Source organism: Mariprofundus erugo, from assembly GCF_005818865.1.
Taxonomy (GTDB): domain Bacteria; phylum Pseudomonadota; class Zetaproteobacteria; order Mariprofundales; family Mariprofundaceae; genus Mariprofundus; species Mariprofundus erugo.
The window spans coordinates 1-21092 of sequence record NZ_VBRY01000001.1 but is presented as its reverse complement, the minus strand read 5'-3'; the positions used below and the strand labels follow the sequence as shown (position 1 = coordinate 21092).

Annotated in this window: 20 protein-coding genes, 3 tRNA genes and 1 other RNA gene; 20 read left to right on the top strand and 4 right to left on the bottom strand. The window is 55.4% G+C overall.

Features of this window, described 5'->3' with window-relative positions:
• The first annotated feature begins 15 nt into the window (after window positions 1-15).
• From FEF65_RS00120 to ffs, 5 genes are all read left to right on the top strand, one after another.
• Window positions 16-1416, top strand: a complete 1401-nt coding sequence (locus tag FEF65_RS00120) for a flagellar hook protein FlgE (protein WP_138237764.1) — start codon at window positions 16-18, stop codon at window positions 1414-1416.
• Between the two features lie 266 nt (window positions 1417-1682).
• The gene (locus FEF65_RS00115; RefSeq protein ID WP_238701073.1) at window positions 1683-2330 is read left to right on the top strand and encodes a transglutaminase-like cysteine peptidase; all 648 of its coding nucleotides are present in this window, start codon (window positions 1683-1685) and stop codon (window positions 2328-2330) included.
• A 9-nt stretch (window positions 2331-2339) separates the two neighbouring features.
• On the top strand, window positions 2340-4271 hold the full coding sequence (locus FEF65_RS00110; RefSeq protein ID WP_138237762.1) for a bifunctional diguanylate cyclase/phosphodiesterase: 1932 nt from the start codon (window positions 2340-2342) through the stop codon (window positions 4269-4271).
• A gap of 66 nt (window positions 4272-4337) precedes the next feature.
• Window positions 4338-4427, top strand: a tRNA-Ser gene (locus tag FEF65_RS00105).
• Between the two features lie 89 nt (window positions 4428-4516).
• An RNA gene (ffs, locus tag FEF65_RS00100) (signal recognition particle sRNA small type) lies at window positions 4517-4613 on the top strand.
• Between the two features lie 84 nt (window positions 4614-4697).
• Here the strand turns inward: ffs and FEF65_RS00095 are convergent.
• Window positions 4698-6401 (bottom strand): tetratricopeptide repeat-containing sulfotransferase family protein, encoded by a 1704-nt coding sequence (locus FEF65_RS00095; protein ID WP_138237761.1) that lies wholly within the window; start codon window positions 6399-6401, stop codon window positions 4698-4700.
• Window positions 6402-6552: 151 nt separating this feature from the next.
• Between FEF65_RS00095 and ygfZ the strand changes: the two genes are divergently transcribed.
• On the top strand, window positions 6553-7509 hold the full coding sequence (ygfZ, locus tag FEF65_RS00090; RefSeq protein WP_138237760.1) for a CAF17-like 4Fe-4S cluster assembly/insertion protein YgfZ: 957 nt from the start codon (window positions 6553-6555) through the stop codon (window positions 7507-7509).
• Window positions 7502-7783 carry a hypothetical protein gene (locus tag FEF65_RS00085; RefSeq protein WP_138237759.1) on the top strand — a complete coding sequence of 94 codons (282 nt, stop codon included), beginning with the start codon at window positions 7502-7504 and terminating at the stop codon, window positions 7781-7783. The genes ygfZ and FEF65_RS00085 overlap by 8 nt, the downstream gene beginning before the upstream one ends.
• On the opposite strand, the gene FEF65_RS00080 is transcribed toward FEF65_RS00085, so the two are convergent.
• Together FEF65_RS00080 and FEF65_RS00075 are read right to left on the bottom strand one after the other, a co-directional pair.
• Window positions 7771-11496, bottom strand: coding sequence for a PAS domain S-box protein (locus tag FEF65_RS00080; protein ID WP_138237758.1), 3726 nt, complete (start codon window positions 11494-11496; stop codon window positions 7771-7773). The genes FEF65_RS00085 and FEF65_RS00080 overlap by 13 nt on opposite strands.
• Before the next feature lie 5 nt (window positions 11497-11501).
• Window positions 11502-12617: an FIST signal transduction protein gene (locus FEF65_RS00075; protein ID WP_161595133.1), complete on the bottom strand. Its 1116-nt coding sequence runs from the start codon at window positions 12615-12617 to the stop codon at window positions 11502-11504.
• Between the two features lie 167 nt (window positions 12618-12784).
• On the opposite strand from FEF65_RS00075, the gene dapE reads away from it, so the two are divergent.
• The 13 genes from dapE (at window position 12785) to mrtJ (ending at window position 19851) form a co-directional block, all read left to right on the top strand.
• Window positions 12785-13915 carry a succinyl-diaminopimelate desuccinylase gene (dapE, locus tag FEF65_RS00070; protein WP_138237756.1) on the top strand — a complete coding sequence of 377 codons (1131 nt, stop codon included), beginning with the start codon at window positions 12785-12787 and terminating at the stop codon, window positions 13913-13915.
• Window positions 13912-14289 (top strand): preQ(1) synthase, encoded by a 378-nt coding sequence (gene queF / locus FEF65_RS00065; protein WP_138237755.1) that lies wholly within the window; start codon window positions 13912-13914, stop codon window positions 14287-14289. The genes dapE and queF overlap by 4 nt, the downstream gene beginning before the upstream one ends.
• A 103-nt stretch (window positions 14290-14392) precedes the next feature.
• Window positions 14393-15136 carry a diaminopimelate epimerase gene (locus FEF65_RS00060; RefSeq protein WP_138237754.1) on the top strand — a complete coding sequence of 248 codons (744 nt, stop codon included), beginning with the start codon at window positions 14393-14395 and terminating at the stop codon, window positions 15134-15136.
• Window positions 15121-15510 carry a YkvA family protein gene (locus FEF65_RS00055; protein ID WP_202978154.1) on the top strand — a complete coding sequence of 130 codons (390 nt, stop codon included), beginning with the start codon at window positions 15121-15123 and terminating at the stop codon, window positions 15508-15510. Before FEF65_RS00060 ends, FEF65_RS00055 begins: the two co-directional genes overlap by 16 nt.
• 91 nt (window positions 15511-15601) lie before the next feature.
• A tRNA-Phe gene (locus tag FEF65_RS00050) sits at window positions 15602-15677 on the top strand.
• A gap of 124 nt (window positions 15678-15801) precedes the next feature.
• Window positions 15802-16563, top strand: coding sequence for a DNA polymerase III subunit epsilon (gene dnaQ / locus FEF65_RS00045; protein WP_138237753.1), 762 nt, complete (start codon window positions 15802-15804; stop codon window positions 16561-16563).
• Window positions 16564-16618: 55 nt separating this feature from the next.
• A tRNA-Gly gene (locus tag FEF65_RS00040) sits at window positions 16619-16692 on the top strand.
• 89 nt (window positions 16693-16781) lie between these two features.
• A complete protein-coding gene (locus FEF65_RS00035; RefSeq protein ID WP_138237752.1) occupies window positions 16782-17366 on the top strand; it encodes an ATP-binding cassette domain-containing protein in 585 nt (194 codons plus the stop codon).
• Entirely contained in the window at window positions 17363-18151 is a 789-nt protein-coding gene (locus FEF65_RS00030; protein WP_138237751.1) for a hypothetical protein, read from the top strand. Before FEF65_RS00035 ends, FEF65_RS00030 begins: the two co-directional genes overlap by 4 nt.
• Window positions 18141-18338, top strand: coding sequence for a DNA gyrase inhibitor YacG (locus FEF65_RS00025; RefSeq protein ID WP_138237750.1), 198 nt, complete (start codon window positions 18141-18143; stop codon window positions 18336-18338). Before FEF65_RS00030 ends, FEF65_RS00025 begins: the two co-directional genes overlap by 11 nt.
• Window positions 18328-18789: a hypothetical protein gene (locus FEF65_RS00020; RefSeq protein ID WP_138237749.1), complete on the top strand. Its 462-nt coding sequence runs from the start codon at window positions 18328-18330 to the stop codon at window positions 18787-18789. The genes FEF65_RS00025 and FEF65_RS00020 overlap by 11 nt, the downstream gene beginning before the upstream one ends.
• The gene (locus tag FEF65_RS00015; RefSeq protein WP_138237748.1) at window positions 18790-19353 is read left to right on the top strand and encodes a Maf family protein; all 564 of its coding nucleotides are present in this window, start codon (window positions 18790-18792) and stop codon (window positions 19351-19353) included. It begins immediately after the preceding gene.
• A gap of 39 nt (window positions 19354-19392) precedes the next feature.
• A complete protein-coding gene (gene mrtJ / locus FEF65_RS00010; protein ID WP_138237747.1) occupies window positions 19393-19851 on the top strand; it encodes a JDVT-CTERM system glutamic-type intramembrane protease MrtJ in 459 nt (152 codons plus the stop codon).
• Between the two features lie 107 nt (window positions 19852-19958).
• Here the strand turns inward: mrtJ and FEF65_RS00005 are convergent, their stop codons facing one another.
• Window positions 19959-20612: a hypothetical protein gene (locus FEF65_RS00005; protein WP_161595132.1), complete on the bottom strand. Its 654-nt coding sequence runs from the start codon at window positions 20610-20612 to the stop codon at window positions 19959-19961.
• Window positions 20613-21092 lie beyond the last annotated feature (480 nt).

Genomic DNA, 21092 nt, shown 5'->3' with positions numbered 1-21092 from the left:
TAAAAGGAGTTTATCATGGGTATTTATAATGCATTGTTCATCGGCGCCAGCGGTCTTTCATCATTCGGCGAGGCGGTCCGTGTGGTCGGCGACAACATCGCCAACGTCAACTCTCTCGGCTTCAAGAGCCAGAACGTCAACTTTTCCGATGTACTTTCCCAGACTGTGGGTGTAACCCGCTCCAACATCGCCAACCAGGTGGGTAACGGTGTGCGTATCGGCTCAATCACCCGTGACCAGCAACAGGGCTCCATCCAGAACACCACCAGCCCGACCGATATGGCGATCAATGGTAATGGTCTGTTCGCCCTGCGTGATCCGGCAACAGGACAAACCAACTACTCCCGTGCAGGCGCATTCATCCTGGACCAGAACTTCAATCTGATCGATGGTCAGGGCAATATTGTTCAGGGCTATGCTCTGGATGCAGTCAGCCAGAAGGCAGTGGGTAACGTCAAGGACATCTCCTTCGCCAACCTGGCCGCCCAGGCGCAGGCCACCACCCAGGTCACGGTCGGCTCGACCCTTGACTCCAATGCCGTACCACTGGCGACCGGCACCGTATTCAACCCGGCTGATCCGGCAACCTTCCATTTCAAATCCGATGTGAATGTCTACGACGGCCTCGGACAAACGCATGCCGTCAGCCTGCAGTTCACCAAAATCGGTCAGGATGCTGCCGGTAATATTGTCTGGGACTGGCACGCATCGGTGGATGGTGGTGGTCTGGCCGGTGGAACCGCAGGCACCCAGACTCAGGTGGGTGCCCCTACCGCCTCCACCCTTGCCGCCGGTGTGGTCACCCCCGGTACCCAGTCACTGGTCTTCGGCCCGGGCGGTGAGCTGGTACAGGAAAACTCGCCTGCACTGACCTTCAACTGGCTCAATGCAGCCCCAAGCACCGTTGCCATGAACTTCGGTAATGCTGCCGGTCAGGGAGCCACTTACCCGGTTGCCACTGCCGATGCCCAGGGTATCTCAGGTACCGGTCTTGATGGAACCGTGCAGATGGCAGGCAGCTTCGCCACCCGCCAGATGACCCGTGATGGTTTTGCGGCCGGCTTCCTGAACAAGCTGGAGACAGACTCCTCCGGCAAGGTGTTCGGTGTATTCACCAATGGTCAGCGCCGTGGTCTTTTCCAGGTAGCACTGGCCAACTTCCCGAACAATGCGGTACTGGGACATGTGGGTAACAACCTGCTGCAGGAGACCATCGCATCCGGTGCACCGGTACTGGGACTCCCCGGCTCCGGCGGTCTTGGCACCATCTCTCCTTACGCACTTGAGCAGTCCAACGTGGACCTTGCAGCTGAGTTCGTGAAACTGATCGTGGTACAGCGTGGCTATGAAGCCAACTCCAAAACCATTCTGACCACCGACCAGATGCTCTCCTCTCTGATGCAGGTGAAGCGTTAAAGTGAATTAAGCCGGACAGGCTCCAGACTGGAGCTGTCCGGCTTCAGGGATCCCCGCATCCCTGGACAGTTGCCGTGCCACCCTGGCATGGCCCGGGGCAGGAGAGGAACTCCTGCCTTTCTTTTTTGTACCGTTACGATGACACGCAGCCACTGACATGGCCTCTTTCCTGCTATGTTTACTTTATCTCTTTACTGTGAATACGGGAGAGCAAGCTGAACAACAAGGTCATCTACTCTATTTTGACGCTCTGCATTGTCTTCGTGGTGTCCACATCGACAGCCGGCAAGGGTGGCTTTTCTCCCGAATATCTGAAAAACATTGAACTGCGCTACGGCAAAGCTGCGATGCAGCGCATTGCCGACTGGCAGGAGCTGATCGATGATGACCGGGGCAGCAGAGAGTGGTCGATCATCAACGACGTCAATGAGTTCTTCAATCGCATTCCCTATATATCAGATGCCCAGCACTGGCACAGGGAGGATTACTGGGCGACACCGGTCGAGCTGCTCGCCACCAATGGCGGCGATTGCGAGGACTACTCGATTGCAAAATATTTCACCCTGCTTGAGCTTGGCATTCCCGATGAACGACTGCGCATCACCTACGTCAAGGCACTTCGCTTTAATCAGGCCCACATGGTGCTGGCCTATTATGAGGAGCCTGAAAGCGACCCGTTGATTCTCGATAATCTGGTGGATCGCATCAAACCGGCATCCAGCCGCACCGACCTGCTCCCTATTTACAGCTTCAATGGTAGCAATCTGTGGATGTCCAAGGAGCGGGGACAGGGCCGGATGACAGCCATGGAAGGCGGCTCCCAACGAATCAATTTGTGGCGCGATCTGAACGTCCGTATGGACCAGGAGCGCCAGCGTGGCAGCAGTTTTACTGCCAAAAACATGACAAACTAGGAGTCTCTGATGACACTCTCGCGGCAATTGATCACACTGATTTTTCTCACCTTCCTGCTGATCTTTTCAGGCACATTCTGGATCAGTGTGGATAACACCCGCTCCTATCTGATGCTGCAGCTGGCCACCCAGACGCAGAATGCAGCCGACTCTCTCGGCCTCTCACTGGTACCGCACATGCAGCGAAAAGATATCGCGGCGATGGATACCATGGTCAATGCTGTGTTTGACAGCGGCTACTACAAATCGCTGACGCTGAGCAATATGTCCGGCAAGGTCCTGATTTCACGTGAGAACACCGCATCCATTGATGGCGTACCGCAATGGTTTATCAACTGGCTACCTATGCCTACGCCGCAAGGTGAGTCGGTCATCACCACCGGCTGGACACAATCAGGACAACTCACCCTCATAGCCCACCCCGGGTTTGCCTATAAAAAACTGTGGGAGACCTCTCAGCAAACATTCTGGTGGGCGATCATTGCCCTCATTGCCTCGCTACTGGCCGTCGGGCTCATTCTAAGAGCGATCCTCAAACCGCTTGATGCCGTAGAACACCAGGCACTGGCCATCTGCGACCGGGAGTTTCCGATTGTAGAAAATATTCCCCGCACGCGCGAGCTCAAACGGGTGGTACTGGCCATGAATAAAATGTCAGGCAAATTACAGGGACTGATCAGTAAACTCAGCGAGCGCGCTGAACAGATGCAGCAACAGGCTCAGATTGACGCGCTTACGGGCCTGAATAATCGCCATGGTTTTACGGCCATGCTTGAACATGCGATTCATGACCGTGAACAGGGCGGAGCAGGCTCTTTGGCTGTGATCCGGATCAACGGCTTTGCCGACTACAACAAACAAAAAGGCCACCAGGCAGGTGATGCCCTGCTTATCGATATCGCCCGTATTCTAACCCGGGTCGCCACCCCCTATCGCATGTCAACCGTGGCCCGCATCAGCGGTACCGACTTCGCCATTATTCTACCGCAAACCGACATCGACATTGCTGATGAGTTCGGGCAACAACTCAGCAGTGCCGTCCATAACCTCGCTACAACCCTGTCGCTGGATGCCCTTGCCCATATCGGCATCAGCCTCTTCGACAACAATAGCGAGATCAGCACCATACTGGCCGAAGCCGATGCAGCCCTTGCCACCGCCCTGAACAGAGAGCCTGACAGCTATGTCATTGATACCACCAAAAATACCGCACTGGGAAATCTTGGCTGGAAACAGCTGATTGAACAGAGCATGGAAAATCAGCGAATTCGCCTGCTCGCACAACCGGTATTCACCGCCCAGACTAATACCCTGTACAGCGAGATTCTCATTCGTATATCCGACATGTCAGATAACAATATTCCTGCCGGAGTATTTGTATCCATGGTGGAGCGTCTAGGGTTAAACCATCATCTGGACAGGCTTGTCATTGAGCAAACCACCAGATTCCTGGAAACAGGGGCCGTCGGCCCCTTAGCGGTCAATCTCTCCCCCAATTCGATCCGGGATGCCTCTTTCAATTCCTGGCTGGAAAGCCATTACCAACGACATGCTGATGTTGGCCATGGATTATGGTTCGAGATCAGTGAACAAGGCATGCTTCAAAATATTGATCAAGCCTCTGCCTTCATCGATTTTGTTCACCTCCATAGAGGCAAAATCATTATGGAGCACTTCGGTACTCGCCTGAGCTCGTTCCAGACGCTCAGACAACTGAAGGTGGACTATATCAAACTCAGCGGCAGCTACACGCGTGGCATTGCTGACAATCGTGACAACCGCTTCTTTTTGCAAACGATCACTGATATTGCTCATGGCCTCGATATCGAAGTCATCGCCGAGCAAGTGGAGAAAAAAAGCGATGCCGATTCGCTGCAATCGCTGGGAATCAATGCCTTGCAGGGTTATTACTTCGGCGAACCGGCAGCACTGGGGCGTTGACTGTGAAATCTTCCTTGCCGACAGGCCATTTGCCCCTTACTATCCGCCGCCCTTGCACAGGGACATGGAGAGATGTCTGAGTGGTTGAAGGAGCACGCCTGGAAAGCGTGTGTACGTGAAAGCGTACCGAGGGTTCGAATCCCTCTCTCTCCGCCAGTTTTCGGATAGCTATCGCTATCCGTCAAAAAATTCGAGACTAGTTCTTGATACCGATTTCCACCTTTGTGGAACCAAGGTGTCGCCCGGGTCGGGCTCCGCACGGTGGACCCCTGTTAACCCCGTCAGGTCCGGAAGGAAGCAGCGGCAGCAGGAAGAAGCGCGTTGCGGTTCTGTCCGGCCCGGGTGACGCATTCATTAGCAGCCATCACACAGCACACCCGCCCCTGTTGACCAAAAACAGGATCGTTCCGTTCATGCATGGCCGACTTAGCCGGCCATCAGATCCTCTGGCGCCAGCGCCTGCAACGACATCAGATGCCGTCGATAGTGACGCCAGCCACCAATCGAACGGGATGACAATGGCTTGCGCACCTGCACGGCACTTGCCGTCTGAACGGCATGACTTGCCCGCTGAAAGTGCAGACACTCTTCACTCCACTCCAGACCGCAAGAAGCAAGCAGCGTACGTGTCTGCTCCTCCTGTGAACGAACCAGCTGTTCATACTCCAGCTCACAAAACAGCCCTGCCGGCAATATCTTTCGCCAGTGTGTCAGCAACGCCTGACTGGCCGCGAAATAGCATGCCAGCTCGGCAAGATCATGCGCATAACCGAAATAGGCACCCTGCAAATTGTTTTTATAGATCGACAGCGCGGTATCCAGAGGGTGGCGATGCACATGAACAAAGCGGGCGTGCGGCAAGGCCCGGTGAATCAGTCCGACCAGCGCGACATGACTGAGTGTCTTGTCACAGTAACAGGCTTGCCGCCCGTGCATATGCTCAATACGCGCCAGATAACGGGCACCGATGGCGGCACACTGATCAGCAGAGAGCACACTCAACTGTGCCGGCGACGGCAGCCGGGTGCAGCCCAGCACATCGCGAACCGCCGCTTCAAAATGACCATTTTCACCGAGCGCCGTCACGGCCGGATGCATCGCCAGCACCTGCTCCACCAGCGTTGTCCCTGAACGGGGCATACCAATGACAAAAAGGCATGCCGGGTGGTCATCAACCACGCAATCATTCACCAACGCCTGCGTCATCACGGTCTGAACAGCGGCAAGTGCTGCCACCTCCGCCTCCACATCAAACATGCATTGACTACGCCGGATCGCATGCGCCTCCTGCAACAGGGCAAACGCAGCATCATAATCAGCCAGATCATCCATCACCTTGGCCAGGGCGAATGCCATCTTCATACGGGCATCGCTGTCTGCCGGGCACTGTTGATAGACCTGTCGCATCAACTGCACATCACCCTCATCGGCGGCCTCTATGGTGCGCAGATCCGCCAGCACAAGCCACGCATCGGCATAAAACGGATTCAGACGAATCGCCAGACGAATGTGCCGGTCGGCATCGGCCAGCTCTCCGCTTTCAAGTGCCAGAACGGCCAGGCCATAGCGGGCCTCACTATGATCCGGCTCCCGTGCAACAATCGCCTCCAGATGCCGGCGAGCATCCGCATAGCGATTGGCAGCATGGCAGGCCTGAAACAGGCCCATGCGAATTGCCGTATCCCCCGGCTTGCGCTTGCGAGCCTGCTCCAGCAGCTCAATCGCCTGCTCATGCTGCTCCAGCACCATCATGGCTGCGGCAAGACCGAGGTGGCTGGCGATATCGTGACCGTCAAGCTGCAATGCCCTGCGGTAGCAAATCAGGGCCGCATCTGTATCGCTGCGGTGCAGGAGGACGTTGCCAAGGCTGGCTAGCACATCGGCCCGGGCTGGTGCTGCCTCAGTTGCCTGGCGCAAAAAAAGCTCGGCCTGCTCAAGCTCACCGGTAGCCATCGCCACCAGCCCGCGCAGATGCAGCTGATCCGGATGGGTCGGCCAGAGCTGCTCAATCTGATCACATGCATGAAGACAACCGTCCAAATCCCCCTGCTGCAAAGCGTGGCTGGCCCCGCTCAGCAACTGAGCCAGCTTGCGTTTCCCATTATTGGATAGCTTGACGCGCTTCACCATACGAACGTCCCCCTGAACAGATTGGCCAAGCATAACGGGAGTACTGCAAACCGCACATGACAGAGCGCGGCAACGCCACCATGGCTTCGCAGGGCAATACCCCCAGAGCACGGAACTTTCACTGCCGCAAGCCGCGCCCTACAATGCGCCCATGAGCAATCCATTGCCCTCCCTCACCGCACAAGCGGCCGACCAGCTGCTTAACGGCTGTGCAGTTTGCCTGCGCCCGAGCTGGTCCGTGCTGAAAGCATCCGGCCCGACCATTCGCGAATACCTGCAGGGACAAATCACTCAGGATATCAAAAAACTAACGCCCGCAACGGCGATTCACAGTGCCCTTCTCACCCCGCAGGGTAAAGCTGTCTCAGAGCTGTATATTGTGCAGGGAGAGGGTGATGAACTGCTGCTGCTCACGCCGGCCACAAAAGCAGAAGCCACCGTGGCCCGACTGCGCCGGTTTGCACTCGGCCATCAGCTGCGTATCGGCATCGTTGAATCGCTTGCCATCTGCTCACTACAGGGAGCCCATGCGCATGCGCCACTACCGACATTCGGCCTGACAGAACCCGATGGCGGATGGCTTGCCTGCAGCCGCAACAGCAGCCCTGAAAGCTATGCCATCGTCATGCCTGAGCAGCCACGCGGTTACTGGGTGATCAGCAACCGGGCCATGATCAGCACATTTTTAAGTCAGCAACCGGAGGTTGAGGAGAGCGCATTTGAGGCCATGCGGATCATTCGCGGCTTTCCTGACTTTGGCATCGAATGGGATGAAAGCATGCACCCGCTGAATGCAAATCTGATCGAGTTTGACGGCGTCAGCTTTGATAAAGGCTGCTATGTTGGCCAGGAAATCACCAGCCGCATGCACTGGCGTGGCGGCATTAAAAAGAAGCTCTACCGGGTCAGCCTCAGCAGCAAGCCTGACCACCTGCCCTGTAAAATCCACACCACCGCAGCTGTCGGAGAACTGCGCTCTGCCGCCATTGATCACGAAGATAATTGCATCGGCATAGCCCTGCTACCGATTGAAACGGTCGCCACCCGGGCCAACCTGCAGCTGGAAAATGGCGCCACCATCCAGGTGATTGAGCCCTGCCATGCCTGATGCATTTGTCTGGTACCATGCGAGTGAGGAGCTGGAGCCTGCACTGCTGGCATGGATGGATGTCGTTGAAACAGAGGCCGGCGTGCGTGGCAAGCTGTATGTACGCAAGGAGAATGAAAAAGTTACATTTATGGAGTGCTACAGCGACGTATCCAGCCCCACCATACTGCGGATTGAACAGCTGGCAGCAGCCAACACGCTGTTTACCTCCCTGACACGCCGCTGTGAAAGCTTCATACGACTGGACAATCACGCACCTCGTTACGACCAGTGATAGCCCTCAATGGCGGTAACCAGCTCGGCGACCGCCGCCTCCAGTTCAAGAACAGCCTCTTCTATATCAGGCTGACCGGCCTTCTGCTCCACAACCACGGCCGCCTGAATCGTTCGCTCGGCAGCAAAAATCCCCACCGTCCCCTTCAATGTGTGGGCGCTGTGACGAACAGCTTCCGCATCTTCGCAACGGATGCCATCCCTGATGCCCTGAAGATGGCGGGGAACATCTGTCAGAAAAATGCCGACCAGCTCCTCAAACACACCGCGATCACCATCAACCAGCTCTCGCACATCATCAAAGTTCACCACCTGTGCAGCTCGATGCCTTACGGTACGATCAAGCACCGGCTCAACGCTCTTTTCACCACCCCGAATCGATTCCGCCAGCGCCTCCAGCTCTCGCCATAGCGCATCCGTATCAATCGGCTTGGTCAGATAGCTGTCCATACCATGAGCAAGGCAGGCTTCACGCGCGCCCTGCATGGCATGAGCGGTCATGGCAACAATCGGAATATGCTCTCCGCTCACCTGTTCAAGTTGCCGAATGCGCTCACTCGCCTCATAGCCCCCCATTTCGGGCATATCGACATCCATCAGGATGGCATCGAACCAGCCGGTCTGCCAGTGCTGAATTGCCTCGATACCATTATTTGCCACCGTCACCCTGTGCCCCAACTTTTCGAGCAGACGCACTGCCAGCAACTGGTTCACGGCATTATCCTCTGCCAGCAACAAGTTGAGCCTGTTGCGAGCCTCCCGCACCGTATGGCGGGTAATCAGCGTGGCACTCTTCTGGTGTGGCTCTCCCAGAGCCGTCATCATGGCATCAAGCAGTTCGGATTGGGATACCGGCTTCACCAGGTAGCTGGCGACACCAAGCTCCCTGCACCGCGCTGCATCGCCTCTTTGACCTTCGGATGTCAGCATCATCACCACCCTGACGGCATACTCAGGGGTCTGATGAATCTTCTCCGCCAGAGAGAATCCATCCATCTCCGGCATATGCACATCCAGCAGCGTCAGCGCATAAGGCGTACCGGCCGCCGAGGCCCGCTCAAGCTCGGTCAACATGGCCCGGCCACTTTCCACAACCACCGGGCGCATATGCCAGCTACTTAACATCTCATGTAACAAACAGCGATTGGCGGCATTATCGTCCACAACCAGCACCGACAAATTGGCCACACTGCCCGTCTGCTGATAATCGGAAAAGGTACGGGCCGAAACAGCTTTCATCTCAAGGGTAAAGAAAAAGGTACTGCCCTTGCCGAGCTCACTCTCAAGATCAAATGCCCCCCCCATCAGCTCGACAATCTGCGACGAAATCGTCAGCCCCAATCCAGTTCCGCCATAATGACGCGTGGTTGATGCATCCACCTGAGAAAATGATTCAAAAATCGAGTTAAATTTATCGGGAGGAATCCCTATACCGGTATCTCTCACGCTAAAGCAGAGCCTGGCCATATCGGCCCGGAAAGAGAGGCTGCGCACCGCAAGCTCCACCTCACCCTCAGCGGTAAATTTAATCGCATTACCGATCAGGTTCACAATCACCTGCCGCAGGCGGCCCGGGTCCCCCATCAGCCGGTCAGGCACATCCGGCGCGATATGCAGCAATAGCTCCAGCCCTTTCTGATGGGCGCGGACAGCCATCGACTTCATCGTATCGCGTAACATATACTCCAGGGAGAACTCGATCTCCTCCATATCAAGCTTGCCCGATTCGATCTTTGAGAAATCAAGAATATCATTGATAATCGTCAATAACGAGTCGGCCGAAGACTTCACCATACCGAGGAACTCACGCTGCTCCGGCCCCAGCTCTGTATCCAGCGCCAACTCCGTCATCCCGATAATGCCATTCATCGGCGTGCGAATCTCATGGCTCATATTGGCCAGAAATTCACTTTTCGCCCGACTTGCAGCCTCGGCAGCCTCCTTGGCCGAGCGCAGCTGCTCTTCAGCCCGCTTGCGCTCGGTAATATCGCGCACCGTCGCCTGCAACACCATGCGGCCATCAAGCTCCATGCTGTTAAGCAGCACATCCGCATCAAACACCGAATCGTCATCCAATCTTTTGTGCAGCCACTCAAAGCGGTGCCCTCCCGCTTCCATCGCCCTGGCAATCATACTATTGGCAAGAACGACCGAATCCCGGCCATCCGCCTGCTGTGGCGGTGAAAGCTCGGCCGGATGTTTGCTGCAAAACAGCTCCTTCGTCGGGCAGCCGAACATCTGCAAAGCCGCATGGTTGCAATCAAAAAAGCCCTTTTCATCAAGCAGCATCACCGCATCACTGGTGGAGTCATACAACGTCCGCAGCTTTGTCTCGGACTTCAGCAGCGCCTCCTCCGCCTGCTTGCGCTCGGTGATATCCGCATTGGTTCCTGTCATGCGCAGTGCATGGCCGTGACCGTCTTGCTCAACGACCTTGCCATGGCTATATACCCATACCCAGCCGCCACGCTGATGGGCACAGCGAAATTCAATCGAAAGCTCGGCCATCTTCCCCAGCAGGACCTCTCCCAGCTGCATCCGGACATTCTGCTGATCATCAGGGTGAACCCGACCGATAAATTCACCGGAGCGCATCAGCGACTCCTCTTTTTTGCCGCCTACAATCAGCGACCAGCGATCACTCAGATAGACGCGGTCGGCCACCACATCGAGATCCCACAACGCCTGGCTGGACCCCTCCAGCGCAAGATCAAGGCGCTCGCGAGCCATCCGGGCCGCAATCTCGTTGTTTTTGCGATCGGTAATATCGGTGCGGATGGCGATATAACGCTGCGGCCGGCCCTGCTCATCCATGAAAGGGACAATGGTCGACTCTACCCAGTAAAAGGAGCCATCCCTGCGACGATTACGGACCTCTCCATGCCAGATTTTTCCCCGTGCAATCGTCTCCCACATCTGCTTAAAAAACTCGCGCGAGTGGTAGCCGGAATTCAGTATGCGATGATCCTCGCCAATCAGCTGTGCATGCGAGTACTGGCTGACCGCGACAAACCTGTCATTGGCATAGATAATTTTACCACTGGCATCGGTAATGCTGACAATGGCATGCTGATCCAGTGCATTCTTCTGAAACTCGAGCTCCGCCACGGTTTCCTGGATACGCGCATATGCCTTGCGCAGATCATCCTCTGCCTGTTGTCTGGCACTGATATCCTGAAAAGAGACGAGGGCACCGTTCATACTGCCATCCAGCATAATCGGCCTCGCCCGATACTCGACCGGCACAACCCGCCCTTCCCGGCAGTTCAGCTCGCAAACCCCCTCCGATGGTTCGCCACCCGCCAGCACCTTCAGATGCGGCATGCGCGGCGCCACAAGCTGCTTACCATCCGGGGAGAAGGTCACCGCATCATGGGCAGGACGCCCGATCAACTCCTGCTCACTCCAGCCAAGCACCTGCTCTGCAGCAGCATTCATAAAGGTGAGATTACCCTGCAAGTCGGTGGCATACACGCCATCACTCAGCGTATTCAACAACGTACGCATCAGTTCCGCATTCTGGATACGCACACGCTCATTGACCGCATTCAACTCTTCGGTATTTACAATCAGCGCATTTTTTAACAGTCGCTGCTCTTTCTCGGCCTCATGATAATAACTGTCAACCACATCCAGCAGGCGCTGCATGGGTGCATCCACCACATAGTTTGCTCCCAGAATGCGTTTTAACTGACGTTCCAGTAAACGATGCATACAACCTACTCGTACAGTGTGGTCAGGGTCATGGTCTGGTTATGCAACTGACATTGCATCAGCCCGCTGAAAGGAGCCAGTTCGCCATAGGAATAAAAACCGGTCATCGCCATCCCCTCGCCAAGCCGCTCCCGGACAATATCAAGCTCCTCCTCGATCAACTGCCCCATCACCAGGCGCCGGCCGACACAACTGACCAACAGGCACAAGCCATCCCGCGACGTCTGATCCGGCATGGCCGATTCAGCCGCCTGGCCGGCACTGTCAATCAGACTGTCCAGATTCGCCTGCATCAGTTTGCAGACATAGCCCTGTGGCACATCACCGGCAAAGGTCAGACTGTTCGCCTCTTCATCCACAGCCAGCAATGTCCGCGTCAAAGGCAGGTCATCCTTGCTCGCCTGAATACTTAGCGGGAATCGCAACCCGCTATAAGGCAAGCCGTCCGCCTGCTCGCCCAAATAGCGTTTATACAGCTGTAAGGCCGGCTGATCATCGATTTCATACACCACATTACCCTCGGAGCGGGTCACGATTCGATCTGTGCCGAACTCCACCCAGCCGGCAAAACAGCCACTGCTGACAGTGATCGGACCATAAAAACCCACTGCCACGATCACACCTTCCCTGGCCGGGGCATCGGCCATCACCCATGTGCTCTGAAAGCGCTCACCATCTCCCGCCAGTCCGCCGGTCACGGCAACCCCCGCCTTATTCAGGCCTCTGGCCAAATCACTGCCATTGACACGCATGCCATCGGAAAGGACAAAAACATGGCGCAGATCGGGCGCAGCCAGTCCGGCAATCAGCTTCTCGCCAATATCGCAGGCACTGACGCCTGCATCGACATCGACAGCGGCGATACGCAAGGAGGAGCGCTCCAGCTTGATGGCTGTCGCGACCACACCGTCATCGCTGATTTCGACCCCCTGGACACTGCCGGCAGAGGAACAACCGACAATATGCGCCTCCGGAAACAGGGCTCGCAAGCCGGAAAAGCAGCTCTCACTTCTGAAATACGGATCATTGGAAAAAACCATGACCAAACCGGCATCCGGCAGCGGGTCAGGCGGCAAACTCCAACCTGATTGTTCGGACCAACTAAGCTGAGCTGTTTTCATCCTGCTTCTCCTGACAACAAACATGCCATGCCCGACTTACCAGGCCGCGGCGCCCTGTTAAGGATAAACAGCAACAGCAAGATTCAGGCCACAGAAGTCAAAGCAGCACATCAACGGCAAGGGATTTGGTAGTACCACCGGCCAGCGCTTTTGATTAGGGTAGCGTCATGTCTGATATTGCAAAAAACATTGCAGCAAAACTGATTCAGCGCCCGTCTGTGACCCCGGACGATGGCGGATGTCAGAATTATATTGCCTCCCTGCTTGCCCCGCTTGGCTTTGTTCGTACGCAGGTGGACGCAGGCGACGTCATTAACAGCATCTATACGCGTCAGGGTGAGCTCGGTGGAACACTGGCCTTTGCCGGCCATACCGATGTCGTACCGACAGGTCCGGTCGAACAGTGGCCATACCCGCCGTTCTCGGCCACCATCGTTGATGATATTTTGCATGGCCGCGGCGCCCAGGACATGAAAGGTGCGATTGCCTGCTGGATTGCCGCTGTGGCCGATTTGTGCAGCAGCTACACCCCCATGCCAACCATTCAACTGCTGATCACCTCTGACGAGGAGGGAGAATCGGTCGATGGAACCATACGTATGGTTGAATACCTGCAGGCACACAACAAACTGCCGGATGCGGTCATCATTGGTGAACCCTCCTGCTCGGAAAAGGTCGGCGACACCATTCGCAGGGGTCGACGTGGCGTCGTGCAAATCAAAGCGGTATTCCATGGTAAACAGGGACACTCGGCCTATCCGCAAGATGCAGACAATGCGATTCACCGGGCCACCCCGGCGCTCTCCCGTATTGCCGCTATCGACTGGGGAGTCCCTGCTACAGGGTTTCCTGCCACCAGCTGTCAGATCACCAACCTCAACGGCGGAACCGGTGCATCCAATGTCATCCCCGGTCACTGCAATGCGTTCATCGACATCCGCTACAATCCGGGCAACCGCTTTGAAGAGATTAAAGCGGCGATTGAATCCGCCTGTGCCGATTGCGATGTCACGCTGTCGTTTGATCACGTTGCCACTGCGTTCTCAACCGCCGATGGTCCTTTCCTTGATCAGATCTGCACCAGCATACAGCGTATTGCCGGCATCGAAACCCTGCGGGACACCGGTGGCGGTACCTCCGATGGCCGCTTTCTGGCTGCTGCGGGGATTCCTGTGGCAGAGTTGGGTACCACCAACAGTACCATTCATCAGGTCGGTGAACAGGTTGCACTGCATGAACTGACCACACTGACTGCTATTTACACCGATATTATTAAACACTTTGAGGTCCAGCCATGAATGAAAAGCTTGGTGCCGTAATCAACCGGCCGACCAAATTTCTGGAAACATTTGAAAACCCGAATCCTGAGCGTAATTATCATATCCGCATTGATACACCGGAATTCACCTGCCTGTGCCCGAAAACGGGGCAGCCTGACTTTGCTGAAATCAAACTGGATTATGTGCCTGATCAGCAGTGCGTGGAGCTTAAATCATTGAAGCTCTACTACTGGAGCTTCCGCGATGAGGGACACTTTCATGAAAAGGTCACCAACATGATCGCCAATGACCTGATCACGCTGCTTGCCCCCCGCTACCTGAAAATTCAGGCGGTGTTCAATGTCCGTGGCGGTCTTTATACAACCATTGAAGTCGAACACGGTCACCCTTGAGCCCGTATTCACGCAATCCAATATCAACCGCAGCGACGCACCGGCACCAATGCTCCACAGCCTTGCCGGTCGCCCCTCGCTGTGAAACTCCGGTGGCATCGATATGAATCAACTTCCGTTTACCAAAATGCAGGCACAGGGAAACGACTTTGTCCTGCTCAATGGACTGACCTGCGAGCTGCCCGAGCTGACCGAGGCATTCGCCCGGCAGATTACCGAGCGCCGCTACGGCATAGGTTGCGATCAGCTGCTGGTATTGTTGCCCGACGACGTGGCTGATGCTCGGATGCGGATCTTCAATAATGATGGTTCGGAAGCAGCCAACTGTGGCAATGGTTTGCGCTGTGCCGGTGAGCTGCTGATGCAGCTTGGCGACCAGAACACCGCCACCATCGCCCTGGCTGACCGCATCGTAAAAACGTCACGCAGCCAGCTTGGCGTACGTGTTGAAATGGGTGCGGCGAATATCACCGGCACAACAGATGCCCATGTCGATGTAAATATTGGCAATGAGCACCGTGTCTTTTTCGAGGCCACCGAAAGCTTCCCGACTGACACCAACATTGAAATCATTACCGGTCAGATTGCTGATCATATATGGATTGATATTATCGAACGCGGAGCCGGTCACACACCGGCGTGCGGATCCGGTGCCTGTGCCACCGCCAGTGCCATCTGGCATATGGATCAGCTGGTCCGCCCGCTCATCATCGAGATGCCCGGCGGCCGGGTCCAGGTATCAGGAACACCGGAGAACCTGATTCTGGAAGGAAGTGTCAGCCGGATCTTTGATGGCAACTATCTCCTGCCATCCGATGGGCGGAGCCAGGCTTGCTCCAGCGCCTGAAAAACCAGGCGACGACACTCAAACGATCCACCAAAGCCCTCTATCTGGCGGCTGGCGATCAACACACTCCGCTGGCCGCCCGTATTCTGATTGCCCTGCTTGTCGCTTATGCCCTGAGCCCGATTGACCTGATTCCCGACTTTATACCGGTCATCGGACTCCTTGATGACCTCATCATTCTGCCACTGGGTGTTGCACTGGTGATACGCATGATTCCCGATCAGGTATGGCAGCAGTGCCTGCAACAGGCAGATCAGCCACTCATGATGAAGAGCGCATTCAGCCCGATCATCACCGTATCTATTATCCTGCTCTGGCTATGGCTGCTGCTTCTTTGCACCGATTTTATCAGCCAGTGGCTGCATCTCCTGTAGAAAAATCACTGCTCTGATTTCAATCGAATAAATTGTGCTTGCATCCGATATTTTTTTCCCCATAATGCGCGCTCCCGAGAGGGGCGACTGAGGGCAGGTAGCTCAGTCGGTAGAGCAGAGGACTGAAAATCCTCGTGTCGGGGGTTCGATTCCCTCCCTGCCCACCACCAACAGAAAAGGATCTGCGAAAACGCAGGTCCTTTTTTTATTCCTTCACGCCGGTGTGACTGATACTCAACACCATGCCCCCTGCACCATTGGCAGAATCGAAATCACAACTATACTGCGGCAATGCGATTGATCATGCTTGATACCGAAACTACAGGCCTCTCGCCACTCAATGGCGACCGTATGGTGGAAATCGGTGCCATCGAAGTACTCAATCGCAAGGTGCTTTCAGGTGACCGTCACGTTTTCCACCACTACATCAATCCTGAGCGCGATATTCCTGCTGAAGTTGTACGCATTCATGGTATCGACAATGCCAAAGTAAAAGATGCGCCCAAATTCAGGGATATTGCCCAGCAGTTTCTCGACTTTATCGATGGTGCCACCCTGGTCATTCACAACGCCTCATTCGACCTTGGCTTTATCATGAACGAGCTGCATCTGGGAGGCTTTGCCGATATCCGTCATATGCCGGTCATCGATACACTGGCATTTGCCCGCAAAAAACACCCACATCAGAAAAACAACCTTGATGCTCTGTGTGACCGCTACAACATCGAACGTGGCCACCGCGAGCTGCATGGTGCGCTGCTGGATTCGGAGCTGCTGGCCGAGGTATATCTCGCCATGACCGGCGGCCGTCAGTTTTCACTCGGCATGGATATTCCAAGCCTGCCTGCCTCCAGCTTTGCACAAATGCCCGAGCAATCGCGCGGACGGGTAGAGAAAGCGGAAACAGCAACCCTGATGCGCAGAAAAAGCCTGTCCATACCACACGAGGACGCTGCCGCCCATCAATCGATGCTGGACAGAATTCACAAGGAAAGCGGCGGCCAGTGCATCTGGAAACATGCGGAAGCAGGCGCATCAGCCACCTGTAACTGACCACCGATTTGCCATTCCCTCCGGAAAAGCGATAATGCGCCCTGCTCTCATGCATGCGGGTGTAGTTCAATGGTAGAACGGCAGCTTCCCAAGCTGCATACGAGGGTTCGATTCCCTTCACCCGCTCCAGCTTTACGACTCTCCGGGTCGACAGGATAACACCAGACCATCATGCCTGAGCTCATCTCGTGAACAATACTGCCACACACCATTTCAGCATGGGCGATTGCCATGCAACAAGCGGCGATATCATCCTTGTCACCGGCAAGAATGGCTGTGGTAAATCCCTGTGGCTGCAACGCATGGCGGGACTGGAGCCATTTCCTGCCGGCATAGCAGCGGATATTGATGGCATGCCGCTGCAATCGTGGCCTGTACGCATGCTGTTTGACCAGTGGCCGGCCATGTGGCTGGGGCAGAGTGTCCATGATGAGATGACCTTTGGCCTGGGCAGACAGCCTGAACCGGCAGAAATCATGAAAACCCTGGCTGACTGGGGCTTGCAGGAGGGCATCACCGCACGCACGCCACCATCGACGCTCAACCGTTTGCAGTCGGTGCGTCTGATACTGGCCAGCATGAACATGGCCGGGCCCGTGCTCGCACTGCTGGATAATCCGACCGACAACCTGTCGCATGATGATGCGGCCGACTTGATCAGCGATATTGCCGGCTGGGCACGAAAATCTAAAACAATCGTAGTGGTTGCCTGTAATCGCTGGCAGGATTGGCAGGTGGAAGCTACACAGCAATGGCATATTCACTGTTCGGATGAGTTGCCACAGCTGAGAGGACATGCATGACAGAAATGGTTCAATTTTCATTCGCACTGAGTCCGCGCATGCGTTCGTTTATCGAACTGCGCGACGCCTTGCGCAGCCTGGAAACCGCCCGTGAAACAGCCCATGGCCAGAGCTGGCTTCATGCCGCCTGCGACCTGCGCGCCTCCCTTCTCGGTGATCAGGGGCGAAAAAATGCTGTTCCTGAAATTGTTACCCTGCTGATCGAAATGCGTGCGTATCTTCAGCAACTGGCCAAAGATGCACCGCAGTACAGCGAGGGTATTCAGCGCACCTGTGACAAGATCAACGGCCATATTGAACTGCTGCAACCGGGCCTGCCTGAGGCAACGCATATTCTGGCTGAAGATGCTCTGATCAATGCCTATCTCAACACCCAGAAAAAACATGACTGGCTCGGCCATAAGCTCTGCATGCAGCAGAGCATACAGACCATCTGGCAGGACTCCTCACCGCGCACTACCCCGTTGCGGGAGGCTCTGCTTCCCCTCTATGAGGCCGTCGACAGCCTGGACAGCATGTTCAACAACTTCGTGCAATGGCAATCGTGCGTGGCAAAACATGGTACAGGCCACATCACACCGGAAAAAGGTAAATCCTACGGACTGCTCGTTGTGGCCCTGCCTGCCGATGCCGTCGCTCTCGGAACCATGCCGGATATTTCAGGCAACCGCCTGGCTATACGTATTCGTTTTCAGATATGGAGCCCTGCCTCTCCGCCCCGTGATTGCGAAGAGGATCAGCCATATAAAATGATGCTTGTTCCGGTGGGATATAATGCCGGCTGACGTTCATCATCTGCCGGCGTTCCGCTGTCCGACATGCAAAAAACCGGTAGCCCGCGATGCAGAGGCTTTCCCGTTCTGTACGCCGCGTTGCAAACTGATTGATTTGGGATGCTGGGCCAGCGGTGAATACGCCATTCCGGGTGAGCCGGCCATCATTCCCGAGCAACCATCAGGCGATGAGTTCTAGCAAACTCGAAAACATCATTTCACCGATTCAAACCTACATCGCCATCAGCGTAGCCCTGCTCATTCCCGTAGTGATATGGCCGCTGCAACTGTATAGTGACCATGGCCTGAACCCTGCTATCAACATTCACCAGATATGGATGGTCATGGCTGCTGCAATTCTGCTCTGCTCGGTGACCGCCGACTCAATCATCGGCTATCGCAAGGCCCCCTCCTGGCCCTTTGTCACCTCAGCCTGGATCTGCCTGACAGTACTCGGGGTATCCATCGCCCTTCGCCTGCCTGATGGCACGTGGTTGATGGCTCTGATGTTTGCGCTACACAGCCTGAGGGCTGCTGCAGGCTTATGGCACAACGTAAGCGAATGGCACCTGTGGCCTGCCTGGAGCAGAGATACCATGGCATCTGCCGCCCTGTTTTTCTGGCACATCATGTTGAACCAGGCATCCTGAATGACGCTCATTCTTGCCTCTACGTCACCCTATCGACGTGCGCTGCTGCAGCGGCTGACCATCCCCTTTGAACAGGTTGCGCCTGCCTTTATCGAAGCCGTCCCCGGCAGCATGGAAGCGACTGAACTTGTACGCCACAATACCATGGGCAAAGCCCGTGCTGTATTGGCGGATCACCCGGACGCGACCATCATCGGCTCGGACCAGCTGGCACTGTGCGGAGAGCATGTACTGGGCAAACCGGGATCCATTGAAAATGCAGCGGCTCAACTGCATATGCTGTCCGGGCAGCGGGTCACATTTCTGACCGGCCTGTGTCTGCTGACAAGCGCAGGGGAGCGCTATGAAACCATTCCCTACCATGTCTATTTCCGCCACCTGACCGCGAATGAAATTCACCGCTATATCAGCATTGAACAGCCCGTCGATTGTGCCGGCAGCTTCAAATCTGAAGGGCTCGGCATCAGCCTGTTTGAGAAAATGGAGGGGGAAGATCCCACTGCCCTGATCGGCTTGCCACTGATCCGGCTGAGTCAGTGGCTGCATCCATTAGCGCCGGCCTGAAACGACCGCCGGCTCTGTATCAGCGCGATCCACTGCATCATGTATAGCAATACCACCACACGATCCCTGCATGACAAACAGTGGTATGCAGCTTTATGTCTGCCGCTGCCGCTCTGGGCCATGCTCAGCCTGAGTGAGCAGGCAAATGTCGACATCTTTTGGCCGTTGCGCGACCCAACCGGTTTTATGTTTCTGATCCTGCTCTACCCGTTTATAGAGGAAAGTGTATTCAGAGGCCTCATTCAGGGTAAACTGATTGATCACCCTTTCATGCAAAAAAAGTGTCTGCAAGTCACGCTGGCCAATCTCCTCACCAGCCTGCTCTTTTCAGCAGCGCACATACCGCAACATGGGCTGCTTATGGCCCTGCTGGTTATTCCGCCTTCGATGATCTTCGGTTACTTCCGTGATCGCTATCAGGGATGGATTGTTCCATCGATCCTGCTGCATGGATATTACAATCTGGGCTATTTCCTGATGTTCCCGCCGCATATGTGAGTGCATCTATATCCATGATTCATCTCCGCCCCATGCCCCGGAACAATCACATGCAGACAGGCGCCACTGAAAAGTCGCACACGCCCCATACATCATCAGAAGCCGGATTACTCTGAACGAAAAAACATTAACCCGGTCAACAGACAGCGCATCGAATCGGCAGTCTGATGGCTCAACCCTTTGTCCAGCCACATCCTGCCGGGTGTAAGCACCTCCACCATAGCGCCAACATCCTGGCCACTGGTCACCCGATATCCCGCAGGTTCCGGCAAGTGGATGCCACCATCCACCTCATGAAGCGTGGTGAGATCAAACTGTTTCTCACCGATAAATAATCGGCCGTTGTAAGTCACACCGGCAGGCTGCACCGTCGCCTGTTTACCATTGGCTTCATAGCTCACACCGGTGCTGTCCAGAGCTGCGGTACTGAGCACCAACCTGGCCTGATCGCCGCAACTACAGCTGACTCCGTTCTGGTTATTGCCAATCTCCCAGCCATCACCGAGATCAACATGCTTATCAATTAAACCGGTCGTACACTTACCGGTGAACAGCTGATTTCCTTTGGCGAGCGTGTAGGTATAGCTGCCTGAACTAACCCGACTCGATATCGGCCCGACCTCTTCGGTTGTCGAAGTGGTCCAGCCACGCTGTGCTCCGGAGACGGTGTACTCACCAAGAGAAAAACCGGAATCAGGCATAAATGGACTACGATCTTTTACGGCAAGCAGCTCGGTCTTGTTCGCAATCCCCTGAGGCACGGCCAAATGCATCATACTCGCTTCGCAGCCGCTTAACAGGGGCAGCAGTGTGAATCCTGCAAATATCCATCCGCATTTCATACCCGATACGACCATCGTCCTTCCCCTCTTTCACAACAGAAATAATACACCCGGTTACCCCAAACACAGGGTAAACTGTCTGTAAATCATGCTGCTGTCGACAGGAATTCTCAGCATAGAAGAATCGCGTCCGATACCGGAGTACGAGTCATGGTCAAATGTTGGCAAGGCTGAATCAGGCATTGTGATTGCACTGATGCGCTGAAAGGTATGGCAATATGATTTGTATCAGCTCGGGCAGAGGCATAAAAAAAAAGCCCCGCCGGAGATTTCTCTCAACGGCGGGGCTTTGTGTTACAAATCGACAGGATAGTCGATTTGAACGTCGATATCGACGGGGGTGAAACCCCGAAGGACATGGACGTCCGTAGTAAATTCCTGGCATCGACCTACTCTCCC